The following is a 25,385-nucleotide window of genomic DNA, read 5'->3' on the forward strand; positions in this document are numbered from 1 at the left end:
GCTTCATGCAAATCGGTACGACGTCAAGTGCGGTTGAGGTCAAGCGGAATTGGCGCTTCTCCGGAGAGCTCCTCCGCTGATGGAACGGAACGTTTCATCTTGATATGCGGCGTACCGCGACCGGATCCCAGATATCATCAAGCGGTCCTTCAAGGGCGGTGCGCGGGGGAATGAGCTGCGGTTCGACAATGGTGACTTCGGGCTCTGCCCGGTTCTCTTCCAGCAGTTCGAACCCTTTTTCGAGCATTTGCGCAATATCGGGTTTGATCATGTAAACGGGAAAGGGAAGAAATGATGCGAATGGGTCGTAGTCAAAACAGCCGACGACGATGTCGCCGAACGCTTCCCCGTCATGACGCCCCATGAAACGAAGCAACCCCTCGAAGTTGATCGATGAATTGACGAAGAAACAGCGGGGAAGGCGGCCCCTACGCTCGAAGAAGCGTTCGAAGGCCAGTTCCGTCATGCGCGGCGAATAGCCGGTGATCTCGATGTCGTCGCCACTTTGCACGCCGAAATAATCGGCCTTCGCGGCATGGAACCCGTTAATACGCTCGCGGCTGGCGTGGTCGTCATGACCGCCGAACAGGACGACGTCGTCCGGACCGAGAGAGCCGCCTTTCGCTGCATGGGTAAGGATCGCCGATGTCAGGATTTCCGCGCCGTGCCTGTTATTGGAAATCACAGAAGATGCAAATTTGCCGGGAAGGTCGATATTGACATGCGGAAGGGCTGCGCGGGCGCAGACCTGATGAACGCCATCCGGGTCGGTGACGCCGGCAATGAACAGGGCGTCAATCGAATAGGCGATCAGCGTCTCTACGGTCCGGCATTCCTCCTCGGGGTCACGCCGCCCGGAAACCACCATCGGCGACAGGCCGCGTTTGCGTGCCTGTCCTTCGAATGTCTGGGCCATCGATGAAAAGAACCGGTTGTCATAAACCGGCACCAGAAGCCCGACGAGACCGGATTTTGAGCTCCTGAGGCCACGGGCCTGCAGGTTGGTGGTGTAGCGCTGTGCCTTGGCGAGCGAGAGTATCTTGTCTGCGGTCTCCTCCGAAATCCGCCGCTTGCGCCATGATCCATTCAACACCGCGCTCACTGTCGAGGCTGACGCGCCAGACAATAGCGACAAGTCATAAATGGTGGCTTTCTTGGAACTTATGCCTGTCACTTCGATCTCCCCAGCTGATTCCGATTATTAGAGCACGCATCCCCTTGACGGAAGGGAGCTTCATGATATGGTTATTGCACCATCGATTGTGCAGTTTGGCAATATCGATTGTGCAGGATGGTTGCTATGGGAGTGGCAAGGGAGAGTCTCGAATAAGCGAGATGAGAGATTTGAAGCGCGGCAGGGAAAAACTGGCTGCGGCGGATTTCGTTTGCCGATTTTTTGAGGAGGAACATCATGAAGAAAATTATTGCTGCGGCGCTCGGCCTGTCGCTTGCGCTGCTCTCATCCGCGGCCTTCGCCGAAGGGCCGAAAGTTGGCGTCGTCGTCAAAATCGGCGGTATTCCGTGGTTCAACGCCATGGAAGCCGGCATCAAGGAACAGAGCAAAAAGCTCGGCGTCGACGGTTTCATGGTCGGCCCGACCAGCGCCGACCCGGCGCTGCAGGTTCGCGCGATCGAAGACCTGATCGCCCAGAAGGTCGATTTCATCGGGGTCGTGCCGAATGATGCCAAGGTGCTTGAGCCGGTGCTGAAGAAGGCCCAGGCCGCCGGCATCAAGGTCATCACCCATGAATCGCCCAAGCAGCTCGGCGCTGACTGGGACTTTGAACTGGCCTCCGCCAAGGGTTTTGGTGAAGCGCATGGCAAGCTGCTGGCGGAAAAGATGGGCGGCAAGGGTTCTTATGCCGTCTTCGTCGGTTCGCTCACCGTTCCGCTTCACAACGCCTGGGCCGATGCCGCCATCGCCTATATCAAGGCCAATCATCCGGATATGAAGCTTGTCGGCGATCGCTACGGCGTCGCCGAAGATCTCGACAAGAGCCGGTCGACGGCGCTTGACCTGATGTCCGCCAATGCTGACCTGAGCGGTTTCCTTGCCTTCGGTTCGCAGGGACCCATCGGTGCCGGGCGTGCCGTCGAAGAGCGGCGCAAGGATGGCAAGGTCTTCGTCATCGGCCCGTTTTCGCCGGGACAGGGCGCCAAGCTCATCAAATCGGGCGCGCTGACGGGCGGCTTCATGTGGAACCCGAAGCTGGCCGGTGAGGTCTTCATCACGCTCGCCGATCGTATCGCCAAGGGCGAGACACCCAAGGCCGGCGACAATATCGAAGGTCTCGGCACCATCAATCCCGAGGGTAACACCATCGTCGTCGATCAGCTTTTGAAGATCGACAAGGAAAGCATCGACAAGCTCGTTTCCATGGGCCTCTGATCCTCCCCAGAGCCGCAGGCGTCGCGCGGGGAAAAATACCCGCGCGACGCCCATTCAGGAAAACATGCCGAGCGCCACGTCTGCGATGCTTTCGCGGCGAAAGGAGAGATACGCTATCATGAGCGCAGAACCGCTCCTGTCCCTCAAAAATGTCAAAGTCACTTTCGGCGGCGTGCGCGCCCTGAAAGGCGTTTCTTTCGAGGTCAATCCCGGTGAAGTGCATTGCCTTGCCGGCGAAAACGGCTGTGGCAAAAGCACACTGATCAAGGTCATCACAGGCGTTTATACGCCCGAAAACGATGCGGAACTGTATTTCGACGGCAAGCTGATAGCCGCGATGACCCCGACGCTTGCGCAAGCGCTTGGCATTCAGGTGATCTGGCAGGATCTGGCGCTGTTTGATGAAATGTCGGTGGCGGAAAATATCGGCTTTCAGTACGCGGTGAACGGCAGATACGGGCTGGTCGACAAAGGCGCGATCGCAAAAGCGGCCGAGAAGGCCTTGGCCCGGCTCGGCGTTGAGATCGACCTCCACCGGCCGCTGAAGGAACTGCCGATTGCCCAGCGTCAGATCGTGGCGATTGCCCGTGCACTGGTCGGGGAAGCGCGCCTCGTTTTCATGGACGAGCCAACCGCGTCGCTGACGCAATCGGAAACGGACTATCTGATCGACATCGTCCGCAATCTCTCCGCCTCCGGTGTCGCGGTTGTGTTCGTCTCCCACCGGCTGGCGGAAGTGCTTGAGATTTCAGACCGCATCACCGTACTGCGTGATGGATCGCTTGTCGGTGTCTTCCCGGTTGAAGGCATGACCCAGTCACGCGTGACCGAACTGATGACCGGCCGCAATTTCGACAGCGCCGTCATCGCTGCCGATCACGATGACAAGCCCGTTGTTCTCTCCGTGCGCGGGCTCACACGTGCCGGTGAGTTTGAAGATGTGTCTTTCGATCTGAGGCAGGGTGAAACGCTGGGGATTACCGGCCTGCTGGGAGCCGGACGCACGGAACTGGCCTTGACCCTTTTCGGCATGCATCGGCCGCAATCGGGTGAAATCCTGATCGACGGGAAGAAGGTGAATTTCCACTCCAACCGGGATGCGATCCGGGCCGGCGTCGCCTATCTTTCCGAAGACCGGCTTGCGCTTGGTCTCAATCAGCCCCAGTCGATTGCCGATAATCTCGTCATGGCCTCGCTCGACCGGCTGCTGACGGGTGGCCTTATCTCGTCATCGAAAAAAGCGGATGTGGTTTCCCGCTGGATTTCAGCGCTCGGCGTCAAGATCGGCCTGCCGGAAGACCCGATCCGCACGCTTTCGGGCGGAAACCAGCAGCGTGTCGCCATTGCCAAGTGGCTGGCGATCGGCCCGAAAATCCTCATTCTGGATGCGCCGACCGTGGGTGTCGATGTCGGTGCGCGCGCGGGCATCTTCGAAATCGTTCGCAAGCTCGCCGCCGAAGGTCTTTCGATCATCGTCATCTCCGATGAACCGCCGGAAGTCTATTTCAACACAGACAGGATCATCCACATGGTCGAAGGCCGGTTCCACGCCACCCATGATCCGCGACATGTGTCGCTTACCGAACTGGAGTCCGCCATCTATGCGTAGGCTCATCCTCGGACATACGACCGAATTCACGCTGCTTGTGGTCATGGTGCTGCTTTGCACGGGCCTGTCCTTTGGCACCGATCGTTTCCTGACCATCTCCAACGCCTTCGATGTGCTGAATGTCTCGGCGGTCAACATCATCTTTGCGGTCGGTCTGCTTGTCGTGCTGATCTCGGGCGGTATCGATATCTCTTTCGCCGTTGCCGCTTCCGTCGTGCAATATGTCACGGTGCTGGCGCTTAATGCGCTGGGTGGCGGCAACTGGGCCGAAGGTTTCATCATTGCCGGCGCCGTCGGCCTTGGTCTCGGCTTCGTCAACGCCTTTCTGGTCTGGCGGCTCAATATCATTTCCATTGTCGCGACCATTTCCACCTTCAACATCTTCTTCGGCCTGCTGATGTTCTTCACCAAGGGCGTGTCGATCTACGATCTGCCGGAATGGCTTTCGACGCGCGTGGTGTTTTACGAACGCGAGATGCCGGATGGCTCCTGGGTCGAGTTGACGCTGCCGGTCGTCGTCATGATCCTCTGCTGCCTTGCCACCTGGTTCATGATCTCGCGCACCACGGTCGGGCGCAAGCTCTATGCATTCGGTGACAATCCGGAAGGTGCAAGACGTTTCGGCATCAATATCGGCGCCATGCATTACATTTCCTTCGGCTGGCTCGGCCTGATGGCTGGCATTGCCGGGCTCATGCAGGCGCATTACGCGCAGGAGGTCGTGCCCAACGCGCTTTATGGCCGCGAGCTGGATGTTCTGGCTGCCACCGTGCTTGGCGGCGCGCGGCTTGGCGGCGGCAAGGGTTCGGTCATCGGCTGCGTGCTCGGGGTCTTGATGGTGTCCATTACCCAGAACGGTCTCAACCTGATGGGCGTGTCTCCCTTTGCATTCAAGATGATCGTCGGCGCCATCATTCTCATTGCAATAACGCTTTCCTCCACCCGGTTCGACAAGCTGCTGCCGGCAGCCTTGCGAACCTCCGCAAGCAAGGGGAGTGCGCAGCGATGAGCAGCTTCGTTCGGAGATTCAATGCGATTTTCGGTGCCGACATGGCCGGGCCGGTGATTGCCTTTGTCGCGGTCATGCTCATCTTCGGAACGCTGGCGGATAATTTCCTGTCGCTCGCCACATTCGGTTCGGTCGCCTTCCAACTGCCGGAGCTCGGTCTGCTGACACTGGCGATGCTGCTGCCATTGCTGACCGGCGGGATCAATCTTTCCGTCACTTTCGCCGCCAATCTGTCGGGGCTGGCGGCAGCCTGGGTGCTGCAGGCCCATGGCGGCGTGGACGCGCCGCCGAGCGCCTTCCTGCTCGCCTGCCTTGCCGCCCTTGCCACCGGCGGCGCTGCCGGCGCGATGACCGGCGCGGCGATTGCCTATACTCGCGCGCATCCGATCCTTGTCACGCTGTCGATGATGATTTTCCTGCGCGGGCTCGGGGAGTTTCTGACGCGTGGCGGCGATGTTTCCGGTTTCCCGGCTTATATGGCGCCGCTTGGCCACGGCACGCTCCTCGGGCTGCCCATCCCGCTTCTGATCTTCATTGCCTGTGTGGGGCTGTGGCATGTCCTTCTAACTCGCACCAAACTCGGCTTCGGTCTGCTGATGATCGGCTCCAATATCGAGGCGGCGCGTTATTCGGGTCTCAACACCCGCAAGATCCAGGTGCTCGTCTACACGCTCTCGGGTCTCATGTGTGCCGTCGCCGGCATCATCATGCTTGCCCGTTTCAACTCCGTGCGTGTCGGACACGGTGAATCCTACCTGCTGATCACGGTGCTGGCAGCGTTCCTCGGCGGCATCAATCCATTCGGTGGATTCGGCCGTGTGCTGCCCGTCTTTGTTGCGCTGATCGTTCTGCAGCTCCTGTCGTCCGGGCTCAACCTTCTCGGCGCAAACCAGCATCTGGCAACGGCGCTGTGGGGCGTGCTGATGATTGTCGTCATGGCGGCGCGTGGCCTGTTTTCAAGCTACTTCGCATCTCTCAGAAAGAAGGTATGACGTGCAAGGCTTCGGTGTTCACGCAATGATGTGGTCCCTTACCTGGGATCATGAAAGCGCCAGGCGGGCCATTGCCGGTGCCGCGGATTATGGGCAGGACTTCATCGAGATTCCGCTTGTCGATCTCCCATCCGTCGATGCGGCGCATACCCGCGCCATGCTGGAGAAATACGGTCTGCGGGCTGTCTGCTCGCTGGTCCTGCCGGAGCCCGCCTGGGCCTCCGTCCACCCGGAAGCAGCCGTCATCCATCTGAAGGCCGCGCTGGACAAGGCCTCCGAAATGGGGGCGGAAGCGCTGACCGGCGTGACCTATGGCGGCACTAGCGAGCGCACGGGTTTCCCGCCGACGCAGGCCGAATACGACAATCTGACACGGGCACTATGCCAGGCTGCCGGCCATGCGAAGACGCTTGGCCTGCAATTCGGGATCGAGGCCGTCAACCGGTATGAAAACCATCTGGTCAACTCAGCAGAGCAGGCCGTGGCGTTGGTTGAGCGTATCGGTGCCGACAACGTCTTTGTCCATCTCGATACCTTCCATATGAACATGGAGGAAAAGGGCATCGCCAATGGCATCATCGCTGCTCGTAACCATCTGAAATACATGCATATGTCGGAAAGTGACCGCGGCACGCCTGGTTTCGGCAATGTTGCCTGGGACGCGGTGTTTGCCGCACTCGCAGCCATCCGCTTCAAGGGCGTGCTGACACTCGAAAGTTTCGCCGCGATGCCGGAGGAGATGGCGGGTGCGATTTCCACCTGGCGGCCGGTCGCTTCAGGCGCAGACGAGGTCCTCGACAAGGGGCTGGCCTTCCTGCGCGACAAGGCAAGCCAGTACCGGATTTTCTGACAGCAATCATTTTCGGGGCGAGGACCACCTTGAACACAATTGACGATAATGCCCGTAAGATTGCGGGTCTGGCTCTCGAACGCTTCGACCGGGCCAAAGGCCGACGCGTGATGATCGCGATTGCCGGCGCTCCGGGATCGGGAAAATCGACCATTGCCGAAGGTGTGGTGGATGTGTTGAACGCAGGTGGAGGCCAGTCCGCCGCGCTTTTCCCGATGGATGGTTATCACTATGACGATGCCGTGCTCGAGGAGATGAACCGCCGACCGTTCAAGGGCGCCATCGATACCTTCGATGCCCACGGGTTGCGGCACATGCTCGAGCGTCTCAAGGCCAATGGGGATGATGTCGTTGCCGTTCCGGTCTTTGACCGGGCGATTGAAATCGCCCGCGCAGGCGGCCGGCTGATCCCGCAATCGGTCGATATCATCGTCTGTGAAGGCAATTATCTCCTCGCCGGCCAGTCGCCGTGGAACCGTCTCAAACCGATCTTCGATCTGACGGTTTTTGTCGATGTCGGCGAGGACGATCTGCGCGCCCGGCTGAGAAACCGCTGGCTGGGCTTCGGTCTTTCCGAGGACGAGATCAACCGGAAGGTCGAGGAGAACGATCTTCCGAACGGCCGTTTCATCATCTCGACGAGCACCGAACCGGATCTTCGCATCGGCAATCCGGGAAGCGGGCACATCCCAACCAAGTGAAACAGAAGCGAAAGAAATCCCCATGAAACACGGCATCTATTATTCTTACTGGGAACATGAGTGGAGCGCCAAGTTCGGCCCCTATATCGAAAAGGTCGCCAAACTCGGTTTCGATATCATCGAAGTCGCCGCCCACCATATCAACGAATACAGCGATGCCGAACTCGCGGCCATCAAGCAGAGTGCGAAGGATAACGGCATCATCCTCACCGCCGGCATCGGCCCGTCGAAATCAAAGAACCTGTCGTCGGAAGATGCGGCCGTGCGCGCAGCGGGCAAGGCGTTTTTTGAGCGGACGCTCACCAATGTCGCCAAACTCGACATCCGCACCATCGGCGGCGCTCTGCATTCCTATTGGCCGATCGACTACTCGCAGCCGGTCGACAAGCCGGGCGATTATGCACGTGGTGTCGAGGGCATTCACGGCATTGCGGATTTCGCCAATGATCTCGGCATCAACCTGTGCATCGAAGTCCTTAACCGCTTTGAAAACCACGTGCTCAACACGGCGGCCGAAGGCGTCGCCTTCGTCAAGGATGTCGGGAAGAACAATGTGAAGGTCATGCTCGATACCTTCCACATGAACATCGAGGAAGACAGTTTCGGCGAAGCCATCCGCACGGCCGGCCCGCTGCTGGGTCACTTCCACACCGGCGAGAGCAATCGCCGTGTTCCGGGCAAAGGCAGGATGCCCTGGCAGGAAATCGGCCTCGCGCTTCGCGATATCAATTACACCGGCGCCGTCGTCATGGAGCCGTTCGTCAAGACCGGCGGCACCATCGGTTCTGATATCAAGGTGTGGCGTGATCTGAGCAATGGCGCCGACATCGCCAGAATGGACGAGGACGCCCGCAACTCCCTGGCATTTTCCCGTTTCGTCCTCGGCGGCTGATGTCTGCAAAAGCGTGTTGACCAGGCGCCGACTATCGGCGGCGCCTGGTCTCTCACCAAAAAAACAGGCTGATGACCGACGCGGCCAGTCCATCGGCACGTTGAACACACCACCATTCGTGGGCTAAGGCTGGGGAATCTGAGGATCGGAAACGATCCGCCCAAGGCTATTGGTTCACATGATCCCTGTCGCACTCCCGTCCGTCGAAGCGCTGCTTCTCGTCGCCTTCCTTCTCGCCGCGACCTTTATCTGGGCCGTCTGGACGCTGGCGCTGCTTATTCGATATGTCTGCGGCCGCTGGAAACGCCCGATGCTGCTGCCCTATGGGCTGGTGACAGCCATCGCAGCCTTCATCCTATGGAAAACCGGTGATTTTTATATCGAGATGCAGGCTTATGACAGGGAGCGGGTGGCGAGCTATCGGCCGGAATTGCTTGAGCCAACCCGGCTTGGCCAGATCGATATGCCCAAAGGCACGAAACTCGAGCTGTCCATTGCCAATACCAGGGACGCCTTCACCCGCGCCGTGTTTCCGCATCCCGTGCGCATTGCCGATATCGATGCCGTCGAGATCGCTCGCTATATCGCGGTAAAAACCAACGAGAACTACGAAACCGTTGGCTTTACCCCAGACAACATGCGGATAAGCGGCATTGGCGTAACCACCCAGAGCGGTTGGCTCTGCGATGCTACCCAGCCGGTGGAATTTGATCTGCGGCCCGATGGCAGCATATCCGCCTTCAGCAGATGCATTCTTGCCGATGGCAATGTCGTTGATGGGATCACCCTGCCGGAAGGCACGTCCCTGCGCGCTTCCGCGGGCAATGTCTATATCGACGGCTTCGTCGATTCCGACAGATGGGTTCTCGGCACGCCGCAAGGTCAGACCGTTCACGTCGATGATTTCGATCTCTCCGATGCGACGATTGCCCTTGATGACGAACGAAAACTCTACGAAATCAAAGGCGCAGTCCTGTCAAAAGAGGCTATGCTCGGCACGCGCCGTCACGCGGCCGGAACCCATGTTCGCTATAACTCCCGGCACCTTCGGAAAGAATATCCAGCCGCATGGCTGCTCACCCCACCTTTGTCCAATGCTGATCCTCAGCCGGCATCGCCCGCGGGCCTCGTGCAGAACAGGGAAGGAGAGGTTCTGGCCACCCCGGCGGATTGAATTCGCGCGGGCCGAATTGCCGTGAAATATTCTTCTGGAAACTGCCTTGCCAGCCGCAGCTGCAAGCCAGCCACATCGACCAGGATGGTGCCGCAAGTGTCTGCTGGTGATGGATCGCGGGCGGGCGCGATCCATCGTTTTAATTGCACATCACCGCTCCCGGTAAAAGATCATGCCGCCATGGTGGAGGACATCATCTATGAACGTTCCATCCGCGGTAAAGCCGGTATCGTCCCAGTAATCGATGTGATTGCCGGTCATAACGTAACGGCCCTGATAGGCGCTTTTGCGGTTGCCGCGGGCTTCGTCATAACGCCCGTTGGTCAAAAGCTCCTGGCGAATATGGCCGTCGCCTGTCACCCACATTCCGACATAAGGATGAGCCTGCGGCGGAGTAGAACCTGCGCGGGTTTCTGTTCCCGTAAGCATGGCCAATGCAGCGGCAACCGGTATTGTCATGTGTTTCATCTGTCTCCTCCTCAGGCGGCAGCCGTTGGGCGAATGACGATCTCGTTCAGATCGACGTCATCGGGCTGTTCGATGGCGAAACGCACCGCGCGACCGATGGCATCGGGCTTCAGCGCAATGGCGCGGTAGGTTTTCATGGCCTCGGCGGCTGCCGGATCGGTGATCGTTTCCGCCAGTTCGCTTTCCACTACACCGGGATGAATGCAGGTGACGCGCAGGTCCGGCCGTTCCTGCCGCAACCCGTCCGAAATTGCCCTGACGGCGAATTTCGTCGCGCAGTAGACGGCGGCGGTGGGCACCACCGACAGCGCCCCGATTGAGGCGATATTGATGATGTGGCCGGAACCGCGCGACGTCATTTCCGGCAGCACGGCCGCGATGCCGTGCAGCACGCCCTTGATGTTGACGTCCACCATGCGGTCCCATTCGTCGACCTTCATCGAGGCCATCAGGGAAAGCGGCATGACGCCGGCATTGTTGATCATGACGTCGACCCGGCCGAAGGTTTCGCGGGCCTTGTCCGCGAAGTCGGCAACGTCGGCACGGTTGGTGACATCAAGTCGGCTGATCGCCACCTGGCCGTTGCCCGCTTCCCGGATTTCCTTTGCGAGTTCTTCCAGCCGCTCCGTGCGGCGGGCGCCGAGCATGAGTTTTGCGCCAGCCTTGCCCAGTTCACGCGCGATACCCGCGCCAATGCCGCTGGAGGCCCCCGTGATGAGAACAACCTTGTCCATCGTTCTTGTCCTTCCTGTTTAAAACCACCGCCCGATTGCGGATGTTTGAAAGATAGACAGGCGGCATTGTTGAGATAAGATACCTATTAATTTCCATAGTGGTAAGGACAGCTAACCAATGCCTCCTGATCTGAATGCTCTTTCGGTCTTTGTGCTGGTGGCGGAACTGAAGAGTTTCCGTGCCGCTGCCGACCGCATGGGAGTGTCACGTTCCGCGGTCAGCCAGACGATCCGGCGGCTGGAGGAAATGCTCGGTCTGGCGCTGGTGTTGCGCACTACCCGCAGCGTCAGTCTCACCGAGGCGGGTGAGGGGCTTTATGCCAATATCGCTCCCGCCATCGCCGAAATGTCGGCGGCGCTGGAACAGGCCGGCGAATTGCGGGAAAGGCCGAACGGGCTGTTGCGGCTCGCCGTCTCCTCCATTGCCGAAAGCTTCCTGTCCGGCCCGCTTCTCGCAGGCTTCACGGCCGCCTATCCGGACGTTCACCTCGATGTCGTGGTGACGGATGAGGAGTTCGATATTGTTGCCGAAGGTTATGACGCGGCCGTGCGGCTGGGCGAGGTGATCGATGAGGACATGATCATCGTGCCGATATCCGGGGATGTGCGGCAGCTGGCCGTCTGTTCGCCTGATTATCTCAAAGGTAGCAGCAAGCCCGCACACCCGAAGGAACTGGCGCATCACCGCTGCATTGGCTGGCGGCCGGCTCCGCGTAGCGCACCCTATCGCTGGGAGTTTGCGGAGGCCGGGCGTGAATTCAGTGTCGCGGTAGCGCCGGAGATCACCACCAACGACATGGCACTGATGATCCGCATGGCGGTGGCGGGAGCAGGAATCACCTTTGGCATCGAAGATACATTCCGCAGTTGGATCGATCGCGGAGAGCTGGTGCCGCTGCTTGAAGACTACTCACCTTATTTCCCCGGCTTCTACCTCTATTATCCGAGCAGGCGTAATCTGGCGCCCAAGCTCCGGGCGCTGATCGATCACGTCAAGACATCAAGGCAACGCACGCGGTCGCTTTAAACGATGATGGCGTGCCTTGGCTCCGATGTCGCTTTACCGCAAAACCGATGACAGAAATTCACGGGTCCGCTCTTCCTTCGGTCCGCCGAAAATTTCCTCGGGTGTGCCCTGTTCGCAGATACGGCCTTTGTCGAAGAAACAGACGCGGTCCGACACTTCGCGGGCAAAGCGCATTTCGTGGGTAACAAGCAGCATCGTCAGATCGTGCTCATTCGCCAGATCACGGATGACTGACAGCACTTCACCCACCAGCTGCGGGTCAAGCGCCGAGGTCGGCTCATCAAAAAGCAGGACACGCGGGCGCATGGCAAGCGAGCGGGCAATGGCGACACGCTGCTGCTGACCGCCGGAAAGCTGCACCGGAAAATGATCCTTCTTGTCGGCCAGCCCGACCATCTTCAGCAATTCGATTGCCCGCGCTTCCGCCTCTGCGCGGGCGATGCCCAGCACCCGCACCGGCGCTTCCACGATGTTGCGAAGCACCGTCATATGCGGAAAGAGGTTGAAGCTCTGAAAGACCATGCCGACGTGATTGCGGATCTGGCGAAGGTGTTTCTCCGAAGCCTGAAAGGGGCCTTTGCCGCCCTGCTCATGATAGGAGATATCGGCAAGGGTAAGCTTGCCCTCCTGGAACGGTTCCAGCGTCATGAGAATGCGCAGAACCGTTGATTTGCCGGAGCCGGAAGGGCCGATAAGCGTAACTTTTTCCCCCCTTGCCACGCTGAAATTGAACTGGTCGAGAACTGTCAGAATGCCGAAGCGCTTCGTGACATCGGAAAATTCGATCAGCGGCTGATTGATGGTGTTGGTCATCGCAAGGGTATTCCTGCTTTTGGTAGCGCCCTTTGCAGGCGGCTGAGGCCTGCCGAGCAGATTATTGTCAGAAGAAGGAAGATCAGGCCGACAAGCGTCAGCGGCACCAGATATTCGAAGGTGCGCTCGCCGATCATGTTGGCAAGCCCCATCATCTCCAGAACCGTGACGACGGAAAGGACCGGCGTTTCCTTGATCATGGCGACGAGGTAGTTGCCCATGGCCGGCACGATGCGCGGGATGGCCTGAGGAATGATGATATCCCGATAGGTCTGCATCTGCGTCAGATTGAGTGCGGTCGCTGCTTCCCACTGGCCGTGATGCACCGCCTCGATGCCGCCGCGATAGACCTCGGAGGTATAGGCCGCATATTGCAGGCCGAGCGCCAGCGCGCCGGTCAGGAAGGCGGGCAGCACGATGCCGAACTCCGGAAGCACGTAATAAAGGAAGAACAGCTGCACCAGCAGTGGCGTATCGCGAAGGAACTCGACAACCAGAGCAGTCGGCCAGGAGATCATCTTGACCCGGCTGCGGCGCAGCAGTGCAAAAGCGAGTCCCAGAACCAGCGCGATGGCGAAGCCGGCGGCTGCCGCCTTCAACGTCACCGTCAGGCCGATCAGGATGATGGGCAGGATCGATGTTGTATAGGTCAGCCAGGTGGTGGTGTCCCATTCGTAACCATACATCATGAGAAGATATCCTTACGAATGGCGGGTGCGCGGAAAGACATTGCCGCGCCTGACGAAATGTTCGATCATCCGGATGATGACCATCAGGATCAGGGACATCGCGAAATAACAGAGCAGCGTGATCGAATAGATGCTGGTGCTATCCAGCGTCAGGTTGCGGATCGACTGCGCCGCGAATGTCAGGTCGGCAATCGAGATCAGCGACACGAGCGAAGAAAGCTTCAGCGTTTCTATCGCCAGATTGCCGAATGCCGGCATCATCTCGACGATTGCCTGCGGCAGCGAGATGCGAAACAGCGTCTGCATCCGCGTAAAGTTCAGCGCGCGGGCCGCTTCCAGCTGCTGCACGGAAACGGAGGACAGCGCACCGCGCACGATCTCCGCGCCATAACCGCCGGCATGGGCGGCGAGCACCAGAATGCCTGTGGTGATCGGATCAAAGCTCAACCCAATCAGCGGCAGCGCGTAGTAGAACCAGAATAGCTGAACCAGCAGCGAGGTGCCGCGAAACACCTCCGTATAACAAAGCGCGACCTTTGACAGGATCGGTCCGCCTTCGACACGCAAAATCCCAAAGAAAAAGGCGAGCAGCGTGCCGACAACGAGCGCTGCGAGCGTAATCGTCATGGTGACGACGGCACCTTGCCACAACATTGGCAGGTAGGCGGTCATGTCCATCTGGAGTTTTCCCAAGTTCCTGACGAGCTGCGCCCGGCGAAGACCGGGCGCAGCTGAGCGTTATTTTCCGGCGCAGAGATCGGCGACCTTCTTTTCGGCCGCTGCCGCGATACTCTGTTCGGACAGACCGTATTTGGACAGGATTTTCTTGTAGTCATCCGTCTTGCGGAATTCGATCAGAGCGGCGTCAAATGCGTCGCGCAACTCCTTGTCCTCGGGGCGGAAGGCGAAGCCGCCATAATTGCGCACCGGCGCATCCTTCACAACCGGATCTACGAACGGCTTGACCTGCTCGACATTGGCCTGATTTTTGGCGAGTTCGGAGACGGTGAGCTCCGTGGCCGCATAGGCATCCGCGCGGCTCTGCACGGTGGGGATCGCATCGGCATTGGCCGGAATGAAGACGATCTGCTCGTCCTTGACGCCGACGGCCCGCAGGAAGTCGACATTGTTGGCGCCCGAGACGACGGCCACCTTCAAGGATGGATCCTTGGCGATATCGGCATAGGTCGTCAGCTTCTTCGGATTGCCCTTCTTCACCAGCAGGCCTTCGCCGTAGGAAGAATTAGGCTCGGTGAAGGAGACCTGCTTGCAGCGTTCGGGCGAGATGTTCTGTTCTGCCGCCGCAAAATCGAAGCGACGGGCCTTGAGGCCGGGGATCAATGTGCCGAACGGCGTCACCGTCCAGTTGACCTCCTCGATACCCATCGATTTCAGAACCGCATTGGCCACATCAGGGCCGATCCCGGCAGATGTGCCGTCGGGCTGCATGTAGGAATAGGGCACTTCGTTTGCCGTGGCGGCACGAATATATCCCTGGCTCTTGACCTCCTCTAAGGTCAAGGCGCTAGCCGAAGTCACGCCGATGGCAAGGGCAAGGGCGGAAAGCCCGGCGATTTTGGTAATGTGCATGGTATTACTCCTCTGGTTGGGTTGCGTGGTCCGTTTTCGGATCTCACGGGGGTTCGTTTGACTACGTGTTCTCCGTTACCGTGGCGATGACGGAAAGGCAGTCGCCGGCCTTGATCAGGCCGGGAACGTGGCGCGCCGCAAGCACGCCATGCATGGATGCGCGGTAGTCGACTGGCGCGAGGCCGGTTTTTCCGACCGGATAGACCCGGGCGATGATTTCACCTGCCGTGACCGCGTCTCCCAGATCGCGGACAAAGGCGACGAGCCCGTCATCTTCGGCAAAGGTGAAGCAATCGCTGGAGGGCATGTCCAGCCAGCGGCTTGGTTGAACATCCGGCGAACCGGCCAGTATGCCGGCGTGGCGCAGCAGGTTGAGGCTGCCTTTCCGGGCGATGTCGATCGATCTTGCGCTCGCCGTGCCGGCCCCGCCCAGTTCGGTCGTGACAAAAACCTTGCCGAGTTCCTCGACCGTCGTATCGAGCATGCCGACGGCGTCGATTTCCAGCATCTTCATCGAATAGGGCGCCGCAAAGGCCGCCACCGCCTCAAAACAACGGGTCTCCTGCGCCTTGTCGGGCAATTCGTGAGCGGCGGCATAAGGCAGGAAGTCAAGTGTCCTGCCGCCGGAATGGAAATCGAGAACGATATCCGCAAGCGGTATCAGATGGCGGGTCACGTAATCGGCGATCTTCTCCGTCACCGTTCCATCAGGGCGGCCGGGAAAGCTGCGGTTCAGGTTTCCCCGATCGATTGGCGAGGTCCGTGTGCCCGCGCGAAAGGCCGGATAGTTGAGCGCCGGCACGATGATGATGCGCCCGCTGACGTCAACCGGATCAAGCGTATGGGCAAGCTCGAAAAGTGCTGCCGGCCCCTCATACTCGTCGCCGTGATTGCCGCCGGTCAGAAGTGCCGTTGGCCCGTCGCCATTGGCGATGATGCAGATCGGTATCATCACCGAACCCCAGGCGCTGTCATCGCGGCTATAGGGTAGCCGCAAATGACCGTGCTGTACGCCTTTCGCGTCGAAATCGACGGAGGGCGTGATCGGTGAGGGGCGAGGAGCGGTGCTCAACATCATCTCAGCCCTTCACGAAGAGTTGCCGCGGCACGTTGGACAGGCATTCGACGCCCGTTTCGGTGATCGCGATGCTTTCGGTGATTTCGAGCCCCATGTCCTCAAGCCACAGACCGGTCATGAAATGGAACGTCATGCCGGGTTTCAGCTCGGTGCGGTCGCCGGGCCGCAGGCTCATGGTGCGCTCGCCCCAATCAGGCGGATAGGAGAGACCGATCGGATAACCGGTGCGGTTGTCCTTGATGATCCCATATTTTTTGAGCACGGCGAAAAAGGCATTGGCGATGTCTTCGCAGGTGTTGCCCGGCTTCGCTGCCGAAAGACCGGCTTCCATGCCTTCGAGCGTTGCTTTTTCCGCATCGAGAAACGCCTGTGTCGGCTTGCCGAGAAAAACGGTGCGCGACAGCGGGCAATGATAACGCCTGTAGGCGCCGGCAATCTCGAAGAATGTCCCTTCTCCAAGGCGCATGGGTTTGTCGTCCCATGTCAGATGCGGCGCGGATGCGTCGGCTCCCGATGGCAGCAGGGGAACAATGGCAGGATAGTCACCGCCGAATTCGGCGGTGCCGCGAATGCCGGCATCGTAAATCTCGGCAACGAGGTCGCATTTGCGCATACCGGGTTCGACGACATCAACGATGCGCTTGTGCATCAGCTCGACGATCTTGCCGGCATTGCGCATATAATCGAGTTCGGTCGGGCTCTTGATTGCGCGCTGCCAGTTCACGAGACCGGCCGCATCCTTGAATCGCGCGTTCGGCATATGTTTCTGCAGCGACGCAAAAGCGGCGGCGGAGAAATAGTAGTTATCCATCTCGACGCCGACGGTGAGGCCGGACCAGCCCCGGTCTTCGATGATCTGCGACAGCAGATCCATGGGGTGCCGTTCGGTCGATTGAACGTAATGATCGGGATAGCCGATAATATTTTCATGGGCGAGGTAGGCCGTGCGCTTTGCGCCGTTGGCGTCCTGTTTTCGGCCATACCAGATCGGCTCGCCACCCGGCGGCACCAGAACGCATTGATGCACATAAAAGGACCAGCCGTCATAACCGGTCAGCCAGTGCATGTTGGATGGGTCGGTGACAACGAGAAGATCGATGCCGGCCCTTTCCATGGCGTTGCGGGTTTTAGACAGGCGCGCGGCATATTCCTCGCGCGTAAAGTTCAGCGTTATGCTCACGCTGCGTCTCCCATTTTCACACTGTTTTCGATGATTTGGCCGCTATTGGCTTCCCGTGCGCGGGTGAAGGCGAGATTGGCGATGGCGGTATCCTGCACACCGGTGCCGGTCAGGTCGGCAAAGGTTATTTGGTCGCGGCCCACTCTTCCCTGCGCCTTGCCGGCGATGATGGCCCCAAGCTCGGCGAATTGCTGATCCGGCATGACACGCCCTGCGGCGATGGCATGGTGCAGCTCGCCGAGAATGCGGGTCTGGGTCAGACGATCCGCGACATAGGTTGTCCGGGCAAAGACGCCGGGATCAATTTCATTCTTGTTTTCGGCGTCCGATCCCATCGCGGTCAGATGCTGGCCCGGTTCCAGCCAGTCGGCAAAGAGGATCGGTTTTTCGGAAGGTGTTGTGGTGATGATGATGTCCGCACCTCGTATTGCGTCACGCGGGTCGGGTATGGCGGTAACCTCGATGCTGTGTTCCCGCGCGAAATCGCCGGCGAGTTTCTGCGCCCTGTCATGGTTTCTTGCCCATATCCGGGCTGATCTTATCGGGCGCACCAGCATCAGGGCTTCCAGCTGCAACCGTGCCTGCATGCCTGCGCCGAAAATCGTGGCGATGGAGGTATCCTCGCGCGACAGGTGCCGTGCGGCGACAGCGCCGGCTGCGGCGGTGCGAACATCGGTGAGATAGCCATTGTCGAGAAGCAGCGCCTCCACCAATCCCGTTTTCGCGCTGAAGAGGATCATCAGGCCGTTGAGGCTCGGCAGGCCAAGCTTCGGATTATCGAAGAAGCCGGGGCTGACCTTGATGGCGAAACCTTCAAAGCCGGGCACGTAAGCCGTCTTTACATCCACTTCGCCGCGGAACTCTGGAATGTCGAGGCGCAGGATCGGCGGCATGGCGACGGCTTGGGTGGCCAGTGCCGCAAAGGCCCGTTCGACACAGTCGATGGAAGACAGATCGAGCTTGACGATGGCGCGAAGGTCGTTTTCGGTCAGGATGGTGATGCGGCTCATGCGACAGCTCCCTCGACGATCGTCTTGTGAATGGCCGGGTCGATATTGCCGCCGGATACGATAAGGGCGGTGGGGCCGGTGATTTTGATCTTGCCCGACAGGATCGCAGCAAAACCAACCGCGCCGGCTCCTTCCACGATCAAACCTTCTTCGCGTGCCGCATGGCTGATCCCGGCAGCAATCTCGGCTTCGGAAACCAGCACGATCTCGTCAAGCAGCGCGCGGCAGAGTGCAAAAGTCACGCGGTTTTCCAGCCCGATGCCACCACCCAGCGAATCCGCCAGTGTTTCCTCCTCGCGCACGGAGACAGGCCTGCCGGCCGAGACCGATGCATCCATGGCCGCGCCGCGCTCCATGGAAATGCCGATGATACGGGCCTGCGGCCTCAACGCCTTGATCGCCACGGCAATGCCGCCCGCCAGGCCGCCACCGGAGAGGGGAATGAGGATGGTTTCCAGATCAGGCATGTCCTCGACAACTTCGATGCCGATCGTGCCCTGACCGGCCACGACATTCACATCATCAAAGGGCGGGATCGACGTCAGGCCGTGGCTGCCTGTCAGGCGATCAACTTCCTCCTGCGCGTCGTCCTGCGATTTGCCGACGATGCGAATATCGGCACCGAGAGTGCGGATGGCTTCAACCTTGTTTGCCGGGACGAGCGACGACATGCAGACTGTGGCGGGAATACCGAGTTTGCGCGCGGCGTAGGCGACAGCGCGGCCATGATTGCCTGTCGAGGCGGTGACGAGGCCACGCCTGCGCGCCTCGTCGTCAAGCGACAGGATCGCATTCATCGCGCCGCGCAGCTTGAAAGCGCCAACCGGCTGAAGGGTTTCCAGTTTGAGATGGACCGGCGCACCGTGACCTTGCGACAGGACATCGGAGCGAACCAGCGGCGTCCGCTCTACATGGCCGAGGATACGCGCGGCAGCCTGCTCGATATCTGCCAGCGAGACCGGCAGCAGGAATGTGTCAGCGGATATGGAAAGGTTTTCGCTCTTCATGATTGTCATGTTGAGAGCGAAGTAAAATCATGTCAATTATTATATTGTAATGATTCAATGATTTTCGGTCAAGGGCGTTTCAGCCGATGGAGCCGATGTCATAAACCGGCGGCAGTTGCTCGAAGGCCTGGCGCACCGTCGTCAACGCCTTGGCGAGGCTTTGATGGTTGAGGCGTCCGCCGAGACATATGCGGATGCCACCGCCATGGCCTGGGCCGGCAACAAAGGGCTCCGATGGCGTGACCGCAACGTTCTGGTTGGTCAGGGAGCGGATCAGGCCGTCTTCCGTCCAGTGCGGCGGAACCCTGAGCCAGGCGCAGAAGGAGAGAGGATGGCTCGAGGCGATATGGTCGCCGAGGATTTCCATTGCAATGGTCTGCCGTGCACGGGCTTCGGCGCGCTGGATGTCCAGCAGCCGGCGCGCCGTGCCGTTTTCAACCCAGCGTGTGGCGATTTCGGCGGTCAGATATGTACCGCTCCAGCTCGACACCCGCAGGATGGAGGCGGCGCGGATGGAATAGGCGGGTGGTACGACGAGATAACCGACGCGTAGCCCCGTTAGGACCGTCTTGGTAAAGCTGGTGACGAAAAAGCCCAGATCCGGCAGCATTTCGGTGATGGACGGCAACCCGTCTTCGATCATCGGGCGATACACTTCATCCTCAATGACGAAGACGCCGTATCGTTGCGCAATCGCGGCGATGTCGCGCCGGCGTTCCGCGCCCGCGACGTGGCCGGTGGGATTGTTGAGGGTGGGGATGAGAACGAGCGCCCGCACCCCGCCCGCCGCGCATGCGGCCTCCAGCGCATCGGGCAGAATGCCCTCGCCATCGGTGGGCAGCCCCTTGAGGCTGAACCCCAGGATGTTGGAAAGGCCGATAATGCCGTGGTCGGTAAGGTTTTCGCACAGCACGACGTCGCTCGAACGGACGATGCAGCTGAGCGCGAGGAAAATGCCGTGCGCCGCGCCGTTGGTGACAAGGATACGCTCCGCACCGGCCGTGACGCCCAACATGCCGAGCCAGCTGCGTGCCGTCTCGCGATGGCCGTCCAGTCCCGCGACCGGACGGCAGGGGCGCATGAAGCTTGAATTATCACTATCCGCCAACTCGCGCAGGATCGCACGCGAGGCCGTTTCGTGCTCCTCGAGATAGACGCCGCGGATGATGGAAAGATCAAGCACCTCGGTCGGGCTGTGGTCAAGCATCATGCGGCCCGCCCGGTCGGTTACCCGCGCCTTGACGAAGGTGCCGCGGCCGATTTCGCCGCTCAGATAACCCAGCCGTTCAGCCTCCTTGTAGGAGAGGCTGACGGTCTGGACGGAAAGGCCAAGATCGCGGGCCAGATCGCGATGGGTCGGCATCCGGTCCATCGGCTTCAAGACGCCGGCATCGATATCGGCGATGATCCGTTCCGTCAGTGCCGAATGTTTGGTCTCGCCCTTCTGCTTGGTCAGGCTTGGCCGCCATGCCACCGGTTTTGTTGCGGGAACCGGATCGAGGCTGAGCGGATTGGCTTGACGGCGCATGAAATTGTCTCGTTTTTAGCGAAGGTAATTTCATGACATTATGCACGGTTCTTCAAAAAGATGAAGCCTTATGCATCACCGGTGACGATTGCACTGCGAATATGCGCAATCGCCACGCCGTTGCCGCTCAAACAGGCATTGATGGCGGAAGCCGGAATGGTGTGGATTCTCAAATGTTTTCGCCCGCCTGTACCAGTTCATCCATGACGCTGCGAACCGCAGCTTCGGCGATGGCGATGATCTCGTCCACCTCTGCCTTCGTCGTGACGAGTGGCGGCGCAAAACCCAGAATATCACCATGCGGCATGGCACGTGCAATGAGACCGCCGTTGCGCGCCGCCTTGGAAACGCGCGCACCGACCGCAAGGCCGGGGGCAAAGCGGGTTTTCCTGTCCCGGTCGGCGACAAATTCGATTGCGCCCATCAGGCCCACACCGCGCACTTCACCGACGATTGGCAGCTGGGCAAACTTCGCCTTGAGCTGTTCCTGGAAATAGCTGCCGACGGCGCGCGCATTGCCCGGCAGGTCTTCCTTTTCCACGATGTCGAGCACGGCATTTGCCGCTGCCGCACCAATAGGGTGGCCTGAATAGGTATAACCGTGCGAGAAGGCGCCGACGCGATCAGCGCCTTCCTCCATCACCTTGTAGACCTTCTCGCCGACGATTGCGCCGGAGAGCGGGAAATAGGCGGAGGTCAGGCCCTTCGCGACCGTAATCAGATCCGGTTCGATGCCATAATGCTGCGAGCCGAACATGGAGCCGGTACGGCCGAAACCGGTGATAACTTCATCGGCGATCAGCAGGATGTCGTATTTCCCGAGGACAGTCTGTATCGCCGCCCAGTAACCTTCCGGCGGCGGTGTAATGCCGCCGGTGCCGAGCACCGGTTCGGCAATGAAAGCGCCAATGGTGTCGGGATTTTCCCGAAGGATAAGCGCTTCGAGCTCGTCGGCGCGCCGCTTTGAAAATTCGAGTTCGGTTTCACCTGCTTCCGCACCCCAATAATGATGGGGAGCGCCGGTGTGCAGGATGCCCGCACGCGGCAGGTCCATATGGTCATGATAAAAGCTCATGCCGGTCATGGAGCCGGAGACGACGCTGCAGCCGTGATATCCGCGCTCACGCGAGATGATCTTCTTCTTTTCCGGCTTGCCGCGCAGGTTGCTGTAATACCAGACGAGCTTTGCCTGTGTCTCGTTGGCATCCGAACCGGACATGCCATAAAAGACCTTGCTCATCCTGCCTGGCGCCATTTTTACCAGCCGGTCAGAAAGGATTGCCAGTTCGTCGGTCGTGTGGGCGGCGTAGGAATGATAATAGGCAAGGCGATAGGCCTGGCGGGAAATGGCTTCGGCCACTTCGGTGCGGCCATATCCGACATTGACGCAATAAAGCCCGGCAAAACCATCGATCAATTGTTTGCCATGCGCGTCCTGAATGCGAATGCCCTTGCCGGTTTCAACGATCGTCGGTTCGCCGAGCTTGCCGCTGGCGAAATCCTTCAGCTGCGTGAAGGGGTGCAGAACCGCGTTGCGATCCATTTCGGCGATACGTTTGATGTCGATGGTCATGACAGAAATTCCTTTCAGGCAGCAAGATTGCCGAAGCAGACATATTTGGGTTCGAGATATTCCAGGAGACCATGGCGCGACCCCTCGCGGCCAAGCCCGGATTGCTTCCAGCCGCCGAATGGAATGGGCGCGCCGGTGAATTTCGGTGTGTTGACGGCCACCATGCCGTATTCCAGCTGGTTGGTGAGACGCATCGCGCGGCCGAGATCGTTGGTGTAGAGATAGGCTGCAAGCCCCATTTCCGTCGCGTTGGCGCGGCGGATCACCTCCTGCTCATCGTCGAACGGCAATATGGCGGCGACCGGCCCGAAGGTTTCCTCGCGGGCGATCAACATTTCGTCGGTAACGTCGGCAAGAACCGTCGGCGTAACAAAATTGCCGCCCAGAGGGCTATCCTGTCCGCCGCAGACCAGACGTGCGCCGGCTGAAAGAGCCTGGGCGATCTGCTGACGGCATTTCTCGGCGACGGAGGGGCGCGTCATCGGGCCGATATCGATATCGGGTTCAAGCCCGTGGCCGACCACAAGTTCGGAAGTCGCTTTGGCAAACTGGTCGATGAACCGTTCATAAACTGCGCGTTGAACGTAGATGCGGTTTGCCGCAAGGCAGTCCTGTCCCGAGGTCGCGAATTTGGCGCCGAGGCAACCTTTGACCGCCTGGGACAGGTTGGTGTCCCCGAACACGATAAAGGGCGCATGGCCACCAAGCTCAAGCGACGCTTTTTTGATCGTTGCCGCCGATTGTTCGAGGAGGATCCGCCCGACCTGCGTCGAGCCGGTGAAGGAAAATGCGCGAACATCAGTGTGGTCCAGAAGGCGGCGCGCCAGCGGGGCGGCTTCGCCGGGCAGCACCTGTAAAACGCCTGATGGCATTCCCGCTTCTTCTGCAAGCTTTGCCAGAGCCAGAGCCGAGAGCGGCGTTTCCGGCGCCGGTTTGACGATCATGGTGCACCCGGCGGCAAGAGCGGCACCGGCCTTGCGGGTTATCATGGCGGAAGGGAAGTTCCATGGGGTGATTGCGACGGTAACGCCGATTGGCTGCATCTGCACGGACAGGCTGCCGCCCTTCAAATGGCTCGGGATGGTTTCACCATAGGATCGTTCGCCTTCGCTCGCGAACCAGTCGAGAAAATTGGCGGCATAGGAAATCTCGCCAAGGGATTCGGAAAGCGGTTTGCCCTGTTCGGCGGTTATGATGGTGGCGAGATCATCCGCGTTTTCACGCAACAGTCTGCCCCAGGCGCGCAGGATGTCGCCACGCTCGACGGGCAGCCGTTCCCGCCAGTCGAGAAAGGCTCTGCCGGCGGCATCGATTGCGACATCGACATCGTCGAGCGAACAGGATGTCACGCTGGCGAGGTGGTTGCCGGTGGCCGGATCGATAACGCTCAGTTTCTCGTCACGCGCCACCCATGCCCCATCAAGAAAGGCACGATGCTCGACCAGATCGGGCCGATGCAGACTTTCAAGCGCCGCGCTGGCGATATCTTTCATGAGGAGGCTCCCTTTTTATTTGCAAGGAGCTTAGCGGCGCGGCATCATCGATCGGCGGCGTTTATTCCTGTTATGGCGCAGGAATGATGCTTAGTTTTTCAAATTGACGCAGGAATTCTGCATGACCACCATAGATCGAGCCGACAGGGCGTTGCTTGACGCCGTGCAGAAGAACAACCGCCTGACGTCGGAAGAGCTGGCGCAGATCGTCAACCTGTCGCCCACGGCCTGCCAAAGACGGCTGAAGCGCCTGCGCGAGGAGGGGGTGATTGAAGCGGATGTGGCAATCATCTCACCCAAAGCCGTTGGGCGCGGCATCACCATGATCGTTCTGGTATCGCTGGAGCGCGAGCGGGCGGACATTGTCGATCGCTTCAAGGCCGCCATCCGCGCCACGCGTGAAGTCATGATCGGCTATTATGTGACCGGCGACGCCGACTTCATTCTGGTCATCACGGCAAAGGACATGGAGGATTACGAGGCTTTCACCCGCCGGTTCTTTTATGAAAACCATGACATTAAAGGCTTCAAGACCATGGTTGTGATGGATCGGGTTAAAGCCGGCTTTGCCTTTCCAATCGAAGCCTGATTGAGGGGGCGATCTGGAAGCCCGGTTGAAAGAATTCCCATCCCGGGCATTGCCGGGCGAAAGTCCGAAAGAAACCCAGCCCCGGCAAGGGTCGACGCCGAAAATCCCCCCAGCACAAATCTTCAGTCGTCTCCCATGCCGGCATTTGAAGCGGCACCGGCTTGGCCTTCGAGGATTTTTGCGATAATCAGGCCTGATGATAAAAGCATCGAGTATCACCTGCATCTAGCTCCCGCCGCAGCGCGAGGAGCATCGGGCGAGGAGCCGGCCGGCTTCGCGCTTGGCGTCGGCTTGCCTGAAGGCAAGCGAATGCGAACACATGCAGTGAGATTACCTCAATGGAAAATTATTTCGAAAGCCCGTTCCGGGGCATCATGCTCGACAGGCAGGTAAAGAACCCCAACCTCATCGTCGGTAAATACAGCTATTATTCCGGTTATTATCACGGCCACAGTTTTGAAGATTGTGCCCGTTATCTGCTGGCGGATGAAGGCGCGGACAAGCTGGTTATCGGAAGCTTCTGCTCCATTGGTTCGGGCGCCGCCTTCATCATGGCGGGCAATCAGGGCCATCGGAACAAGTGGATAAGCACCTTCCCGTTTTTCTTCATGCCGGAAGTGCCGGAATTCGAAAACGCGGAGAATGGTTATTTGCCGGCGGGCGACACCCTCATCGGCAACGATGTCTGGATAGGCTCGGAAGCGATCATCATGCCCGGCATCAAGATCGGGGATGGCGCCGTCATCGGAACGCGGGCGCTGGTGACGAAGGATGTCGAACCTTACGCCATCGTCGGCGGCAACCCTGCTAAAACCATTCGCAAGCGGTTTGACGACGATGACATCGCCCTGCTGCTTGAGATGAAATGGTGGGAGTGGCCGGCAGAAAAGCTCAAAACCGCAATGCCGCTTATGACGAGCGGCAACGTCGCAAAGCTGCATCGGTTCTGGCAGGCCCACCTTCTGTAAAGGCGATGTTGCCGACCTGCCT

General features: G+C 59.5%; 25 protein-coding genes. 11 read left to right on the forward strand and 14 right to left on the reverse strand.

Annotation, left to right across the window (positions count from 1 at the left end; all coding sequences use genetic code 11):
- Positions 1 to 94: 94 nt before the first annotated feature.
- Positions 95 to 1,174, reverse strand: a complete 1,080-nt coding sequence (locus JZX89_RS22520; protein WP_207135345.1) for a LacI family DNA-binding transcriptional regulator — start codon at positions 1,172 to 1,174, stop codon at positions 95 to 97.
- Positions 1,175 to 1,411: 237 nt separating this feature from the next.
- Here JZX89_RS22520 and JZX89_RS22525 point away from each other — a divergent pair, with 237 nt between their 5' ends.
- From JZX89_RS22525 to JZX89_RS22560, 8 genes are all read left to right on the forward strand, one after another.
- Positions 1,412 to 2,389, forward strand: coding sequence for a substrate-binding domain-containing protein (locus tag JZX89_RS22525; protein ID WP_207135346.1), 978 nt, complete (start codon positions 1,412 to 1,414; stop codon positions 2,387 to 2,389).
- 118 nt (positions 2,390 to 2,507) lie between these two features.
- A complete protein-coding gene (locus tag JZX89_RS22530) occupies positions 2,508 to 3,998 on the forward strand; it encodes a sugar ABC transporter ATP-binding protein (RefSeq protein WP_149901058.1) in 1,491 nt (496 codons plus the stop codon).
- Positions 3,991 to 5,007: an ABC transporter permease gene (locus JZX89_RS22535; protein ID WP_207135347.1), complete on the forward strand. Its 1,017-nt coding sequence runs from the start codon at positions 3,991 to 3,993 to the stop codon at positions 5,005 to 5,007. Before JZX89_RS22530 ends, JZX89_RS22535 begins: the two co-directional genes overlap by 8 nt.
- Positions 5,004 to 5,999 carry an ABC transporter permease gene (locus tag JZX89_RS22540; RefSeq protein ID WP_207135348.1) on the forward strand — a complete coding sequence of 332 codons (996 nt, stop codon included), beginning with the start codon at positions 5,004 to 5,006 and terminating at the stop codon, positions 5,997 to 5,999. The genes JZX89_RS22535 and JZX89_RS22540 overlap by 4 nt, the downstream gene beginning before the upstream one ends.
- A gap of 1 nt (position 6,000) precedes the next feature.
- Positions 6,001 to 6,849, forward strand: a complete 849-nt coding sequence (locus tag JZX89_RS22545) for a sugar phosphate isomerase/epimerase family protein (protein ID WP_207135349.1) — start codon at positions 6,001 to 6,003, stop codon at positions 6,847 to 6,849.
- Positions 6,850 to 6,878: 29 nt separating this feature from the next.
- The gene (locus JZX89_RS22550; protein WP_207135350.1) at positions 6,879 to 7,550 is read left to right on the forward strand and encodes a nucleoside triphosphate hydrolase; all 672 of its coding nucleotides are present in this window, start codon (positions 6,879 to 6,881) and stop codon (positions 7,548 to 7,550) included.
- Positions 7,551 to 7,572: 22 nt separating this feature from the next.
- Positions 7,573 to 8,442: a D-psicose 3-epimerase gene (locus JZX89_RS22555; protein ID WP_065116791.1), complete on the forward strand. Its 870-nt coding sequence runs from the start codon at positions 7,573 to 7,575 to the stop codon at positions 8,440 to 8,442.
- Between the two features lie 178 nt (positions 8,443 to 8,620).
- Positions 8,621 to 9,616 (forward strand): hypothetical protein, encoded by a 996-nt coding sequence (locus JZX89_RS22560; protein ID WP_207135351.1) that lies wholly within the window; start codon positions 8,621 to 8,623, stop codon positions 9,614 to 9,616.
- 150 nt (positions 9,617 to 9,766) lie between these two features.
- Here the strand turns inward: JZX89_RS22560 and JZX89_RS22565 are convergent, their stop codons facing one another.
- Both JZX89_RS22565 and JZX89_RS22570 read right to left on the reverse strand, forming a co-directional pair.
- Complete coding sequence (locus JZX89_RS22565; protein ID WP_246746783.1) at positions 9,767 to 10,045, reverse strand: Atu4866 domain-containing protein; 279 nt, start codon at positions 10,043 to 10,045, stop codon at positions 9,767 to 9,769.
- Between the two features lie 50 nt (positions 10,046 to 10,095).
- Positions 10,096 to 10,818, reverse strand: a complete 723-nt coding sequence (locus JZX89_RS22570; RefSeq protein WP_207135353.1) for an SDR family oxidoreductase — start codon at positions 10,816 to 10,818, stop codon at positions 10,096 to 10,098.
- 118 nt (positions 10,819 to 10,936) lie between these two features.
- Between JZX89_RS22570 and JZX89_RS22575 the strand changes: the two genes are divergently transcribed.
- Positions 10,937 to 11,845: a LysR family transcriptional regulator gene (locus JZX89_RS22575; protein ID WP_207135354.1), complete on the forward strand. Its 909-nt coding sequence runs from the start codon at positions 10,937 to 10,939 to the stop codon at positions 11,843 to 11,845.
- 33 nt (positions 11,846 to 11,878) lie between these two features.
- On the opposite strand, the gene ehuA is transcribed toward JZX89_RS22575, so the two are convergent.
- From ehuA to JZX89_RS22630, 11 genes are all read right to left on the reverse strand, one after another.
- Positions 11,879 to 12,658, reverse strand: coding sequence for an ectoine/hydroxyectoine ABC transporter ATP-binding protein EhuA (gene ehuA / locus JZX89_RS22580; protein WP_207135355.1), 780 nt, complete (start codon positions 12,656 to 12,658; stop codon positions 11,879 to 11,881).
- Positions 12,655 to 13,347 (reverse strand): ectoine/hydroxyectoine ABC transporter permease subunit EhuD, encoded by a 693-nt coding sequence (ehuD, locus tag JZX89_RS22585; RefSeq protein ID WP_207135356.1) that lies wholly within the window; start codon positions 13,345 to 13,347, stop codon positions 12,655 to 12,657. The genes ehuA and ehuD overlap by 4 nt, the downstream gene beginning before the upstream one ends.
- Positions 13,348 to 13,359: 12 nt before the next feature.
- On the reverse strand, positions 13,360 to 14,025 hold the full coding sequence (gene ehuC / locus JZX89_RS22590) for an ectoine/hydroxyectoine ABC transporter permease subunit EhuC (protein WP_207135357.1): 666 nt from the start codon (positions 14,023 to 14,025) through the stop codon (positions 13,360 to 13,362).
- A gap of 60 nt (positions 14,026 to 14,085) precedes the next feature.
- Positions 14,086 to 14,937 carry an ectoine/hydroxyectoine ABC transporter substrate-binding protein EhuB gene (gene ehuB / locus JZX89_RS22595; RefSeq protein WP_149901071.1) on the reverse strand — a complete coding sequence of 284 codons (852 nt, stop codon included), beginning with the start codon at positions 14,935 to 14,937 and terminating at the stop codon, positions 14,086 to 14,088.
- Between the two features lie 61 nt (positions 14,938 to 14,998).
- Positions 14,999 to 16,012, reverse strand: a complete 1,014-nt coding sequence (gene doeB, locus JZX89_RS22600) for a N(2)-acetyl-L-2,4-diaminobutanoate deacetylase DoeB (RefSeq protein WP_207135416.1) — start codon at positions 16,010 to 16,012, stop codon at positions 14,999 to 15,001.
- 4 nt (positions 16,013 to 16,016) lie between these two features.
- Positions 16,017 to 17,195: an ectoine hydrolase DoeA gene (gene doeA / locus JZX89_RS22605; RefSeq protein ID WP_207135358.1), complete on the reverse strand. Its 1,179-nt coding sequence runs from the start codon at positions 17,193 to 17,195 to the stop codon at positions 16,017 to 16,019.
- Positions 17,192 to 18,205, reverse strand: coding sequence for an ectoine utilization protein EutC (gene eutC / locus JZX89_RS22610; RefSeq protein ID WP_207135359.1), 1,014 nt, complete (start codon positions 18,203 to 18,205; stop codon positions 17,192 to 17,194). Before eutC ends, doeA begins: the two co-directional genes overlap by 4 nt.
- Complete coding sequence (eutB, locus tag JZX89_RS22615; protein WP_207135360.1) at positions 18,202 to 19,221, reverse strand: hydroxyectoine utilization dehydratase EutB; 1,020 nt, start codon at positions 19,219 to 19,221, stop codon at positions 18,202 to 18,204. The genes eutC and eutB overlap by 4 nt, the downstream gene beginning before the upstream one ends.
- 70 nt (positions 19,222 to 19,291) lie before the next feature.
- The gene (gene ehuR / locus JZX89_RS22620) at positions 19,292 to 20,740 is read right to left on the reverse strand and encodes a MocR-like ectoine utilization transcription factor EhuR (protein ID WP_207135361.1); all 1,449 of its coding nucleotides are present in this window, start codon (positions 20,738 to 20,740) and stop codon (positions 19,292 to 19,294) included.
- Between the two features lie 169 nt (positions 20,741 to 20,909).
- Positions 20,910 to 22,313 (reverse strand): aspartate aminotransferase family protein, encoded by a 1,404-nt coding sequence (locus JZX89_RS22625; protein WP_207135362.1) that lies wholly within the window; start codon positions 22,311 to 22,313, stop codon positions 20,910 to 20,912.
- Between the two features lie 14 nt (positions 22,314 to 22,327).
- Positions 22,328 to 23,806, reverse strand: coding sequence for an NAD-dependent succinate-semialdehyde dehydrogenase (locus JZX89_RS22630; protein WP_207135363.1), 1,479 nt, complete (start codon positions 23,804 to 23,806; stop codon positions 22,328 to 22,330).
- A 121-nt stretch (positions 23,807 to 23,927) separates the two neighbouring features.
- Here JZX89_RS22630 and JZX89_RS22635 point away from each other — a divergent pair, with 121 nt between their 5' ends.
- Entirely contained in the window at positions 23,928 to 24,395 is a 468-nt protein-coding gene (locus JZX89_RS22635) for an Lrp/AsnC family transcriptional regulator (RefSeq protein ID WP_142842036.1), read from the forward strand.
- A 338-nt stretch (positions 24,396 to 24,733) separates the two neighbouring features.
- Complete coding sequence (gene catB, locus JZX89_RS22640) at positions 24,734 to 25,363, forward strand: type B chloramphenicol O-acetyltransferase (protein ID WP_207135364.1); 630 nt, start codon at positions 24,734 to 24,736, stop codon at positions 25,361 to 25,363.
- The last annotated feature ends 22 nt before the right edge of the window (positions 25,364 to 25,385 follow it).

The sequence above is a fragment of the Agrobacterium burrii genome, from assembly GCF_017313405.1.
Lineage (GTDB): Bacteria > Pseudomonadota > Alphaproteobacteria > Rhizobiales > Rhizobiaceae > Agrobacterium > Agrobacterium burrii.

Excerpts from the sequence above, each read along its gene's own strand:
- JZX89_RS22525 (WP_207135346.1), top strand. The coding sequence starts at position 1,412 with ATGAAGAAAATTATTGCTGCGGCGCTCGGCCTGTCGCTTGCGCTGCTC.
- JZX89_RS22530 (WP_149901058.1), top strand. The coding sequence starts at position 2,508 with ATGAGCGCAGAACCGCTCCTGTCCCTCAAAAATGTCAAAGTCACTTTC.
- JZX89_RS22535 (WP_207135347.1), top strand. The coding sequence starts at position 3,991 with ATGCGTAGGCTCATCCTCGGACATACGACCGAATTCACGCTGCTTGTG.
- JZX89_RS22540 (WP_207135348.1), top strand. The coding sequence starts at position 5,004 with ATGAGCAGCTTCGTTCGGAGATTCAATGCGATTTTCGGTGCCGACATG.
- JZX89_RS22555 (WP_065116791.1), top strand. The coding sequence starts at position 7,573 with ATGAAACACGGCATCTATTATTCTTACTGGGAACATGAGTGGAGCGCC.
- JZX89_RS22560 (WP_207135351.1), top strand. The coding sequence starts at position 8,621 with ATGATCCCTGTCGCACTCCCGTCCGTCGAAGCGCTGCTTCTCGTCGCC.
- JZX89_RS22565 (WP_246746783.1), bottom strand. The coding sequence starts at position 10,045 with ATGCTTACGGGAACAGAAACCCGCGCAGGTTCTACTCCGCCGCAGGCT.
- JZX89_RS22570 (WP_207135353.1), bottom strand. The coding sequence starts at position 10,818 with ATGGACAAGGTTGTTCTCATCACGGGGGCCTCCAGCGGCATTGGCGCG.
- JZX89_RS22575 (WP_207135354.1), top strand. The coding sequence starts at position 10,937 with ATGCCTCCTGATCTGAATGCTCTTTCGGTCTTTGTGCTGGTGGCGGAA.
- ehuA (WP_207135355.1), bottom strand. The coding sequence starts at position 12,658 with ATGACCAACACCATCAATCAGCCGCTGATCGAATTTTCCGATGTCACG.
- ehuD (WP_207135356.1), bottom strand. The coding sequence starts at position 13,347 with ATGATGTATGGTTACGAATGGGACACCACCACCTGGCTGACCTATACA.
- ehuC (WP_207135357.1), bottom strand. The coding sequence starts at position 14,025 with ATGGACATGACCGCCTACCTGCCAATGTTGTGGCAAGGTGCCGTCGTC.
- ehuB (WP_149901071.1), bottom strand. The coding sequence starts at position 14,937 with ATGCACATTACCAAAATCGCCGGGCTTTCCGCCCTTGCCCTTGCCATC.
- doeB (WP_207135416.1), bottom strand. The coding sequence starts at position 16,012 with ATGTTGAGCACCGCTCCTCGCCCCTCACCGATCACGCCCTCCGTCGAT.
- eutC (WP_207135359.1), bottom strand. The coding sequence starts at position 18,205 with ATGAGCCGCATCACCATCCTGACCGAAAACGACCTTCGCGCCATCGTC.
- eutB (WP_207135360.1), bottom strand. The coding sequence starts at position 19,221 with ATGACAATCATGAAGAGCGAAAACCTTTCCATATCCGCTGACACATTC.
- ehuR (WP_207135361.1), bottom strand. The coding sequence starts at position 20,740 with ATGCGCCGTCAAGCCAATCCGCTCAGCCTCGATCCGGTTCCCGCAACA.
- JZX89_RS22625 (WP_207135362.1), bottom strand. The coding sequence starts at position 22,313 with ATGACCATCGACATCAAACGTATCGCCGAAATGGATCGCAACGCGGTT.
- JZX89_RS22630 (WP_207135363.1), bottom strand. The coding sequence starts at position 23,806 with ATGAAAGATATCGCCAGCGCGGCGCTTGAAAGTCTGCATCGGCCCGAT.
- JZX89_RS22635 (WP_142842036.1), top strand. The coding sequence starts at position 23,928 with ATGACCACCATAGATCGAGCCGACAGGGCGTTGCTTGACGCCGTGCAG.
- catB (WP_207135364.1), top strand. The coding sequence starts at position 24,734 with ATGGAAAATTATTTCGAAAGCCCGTTCCGGGGCATCATGCTCGACAGG.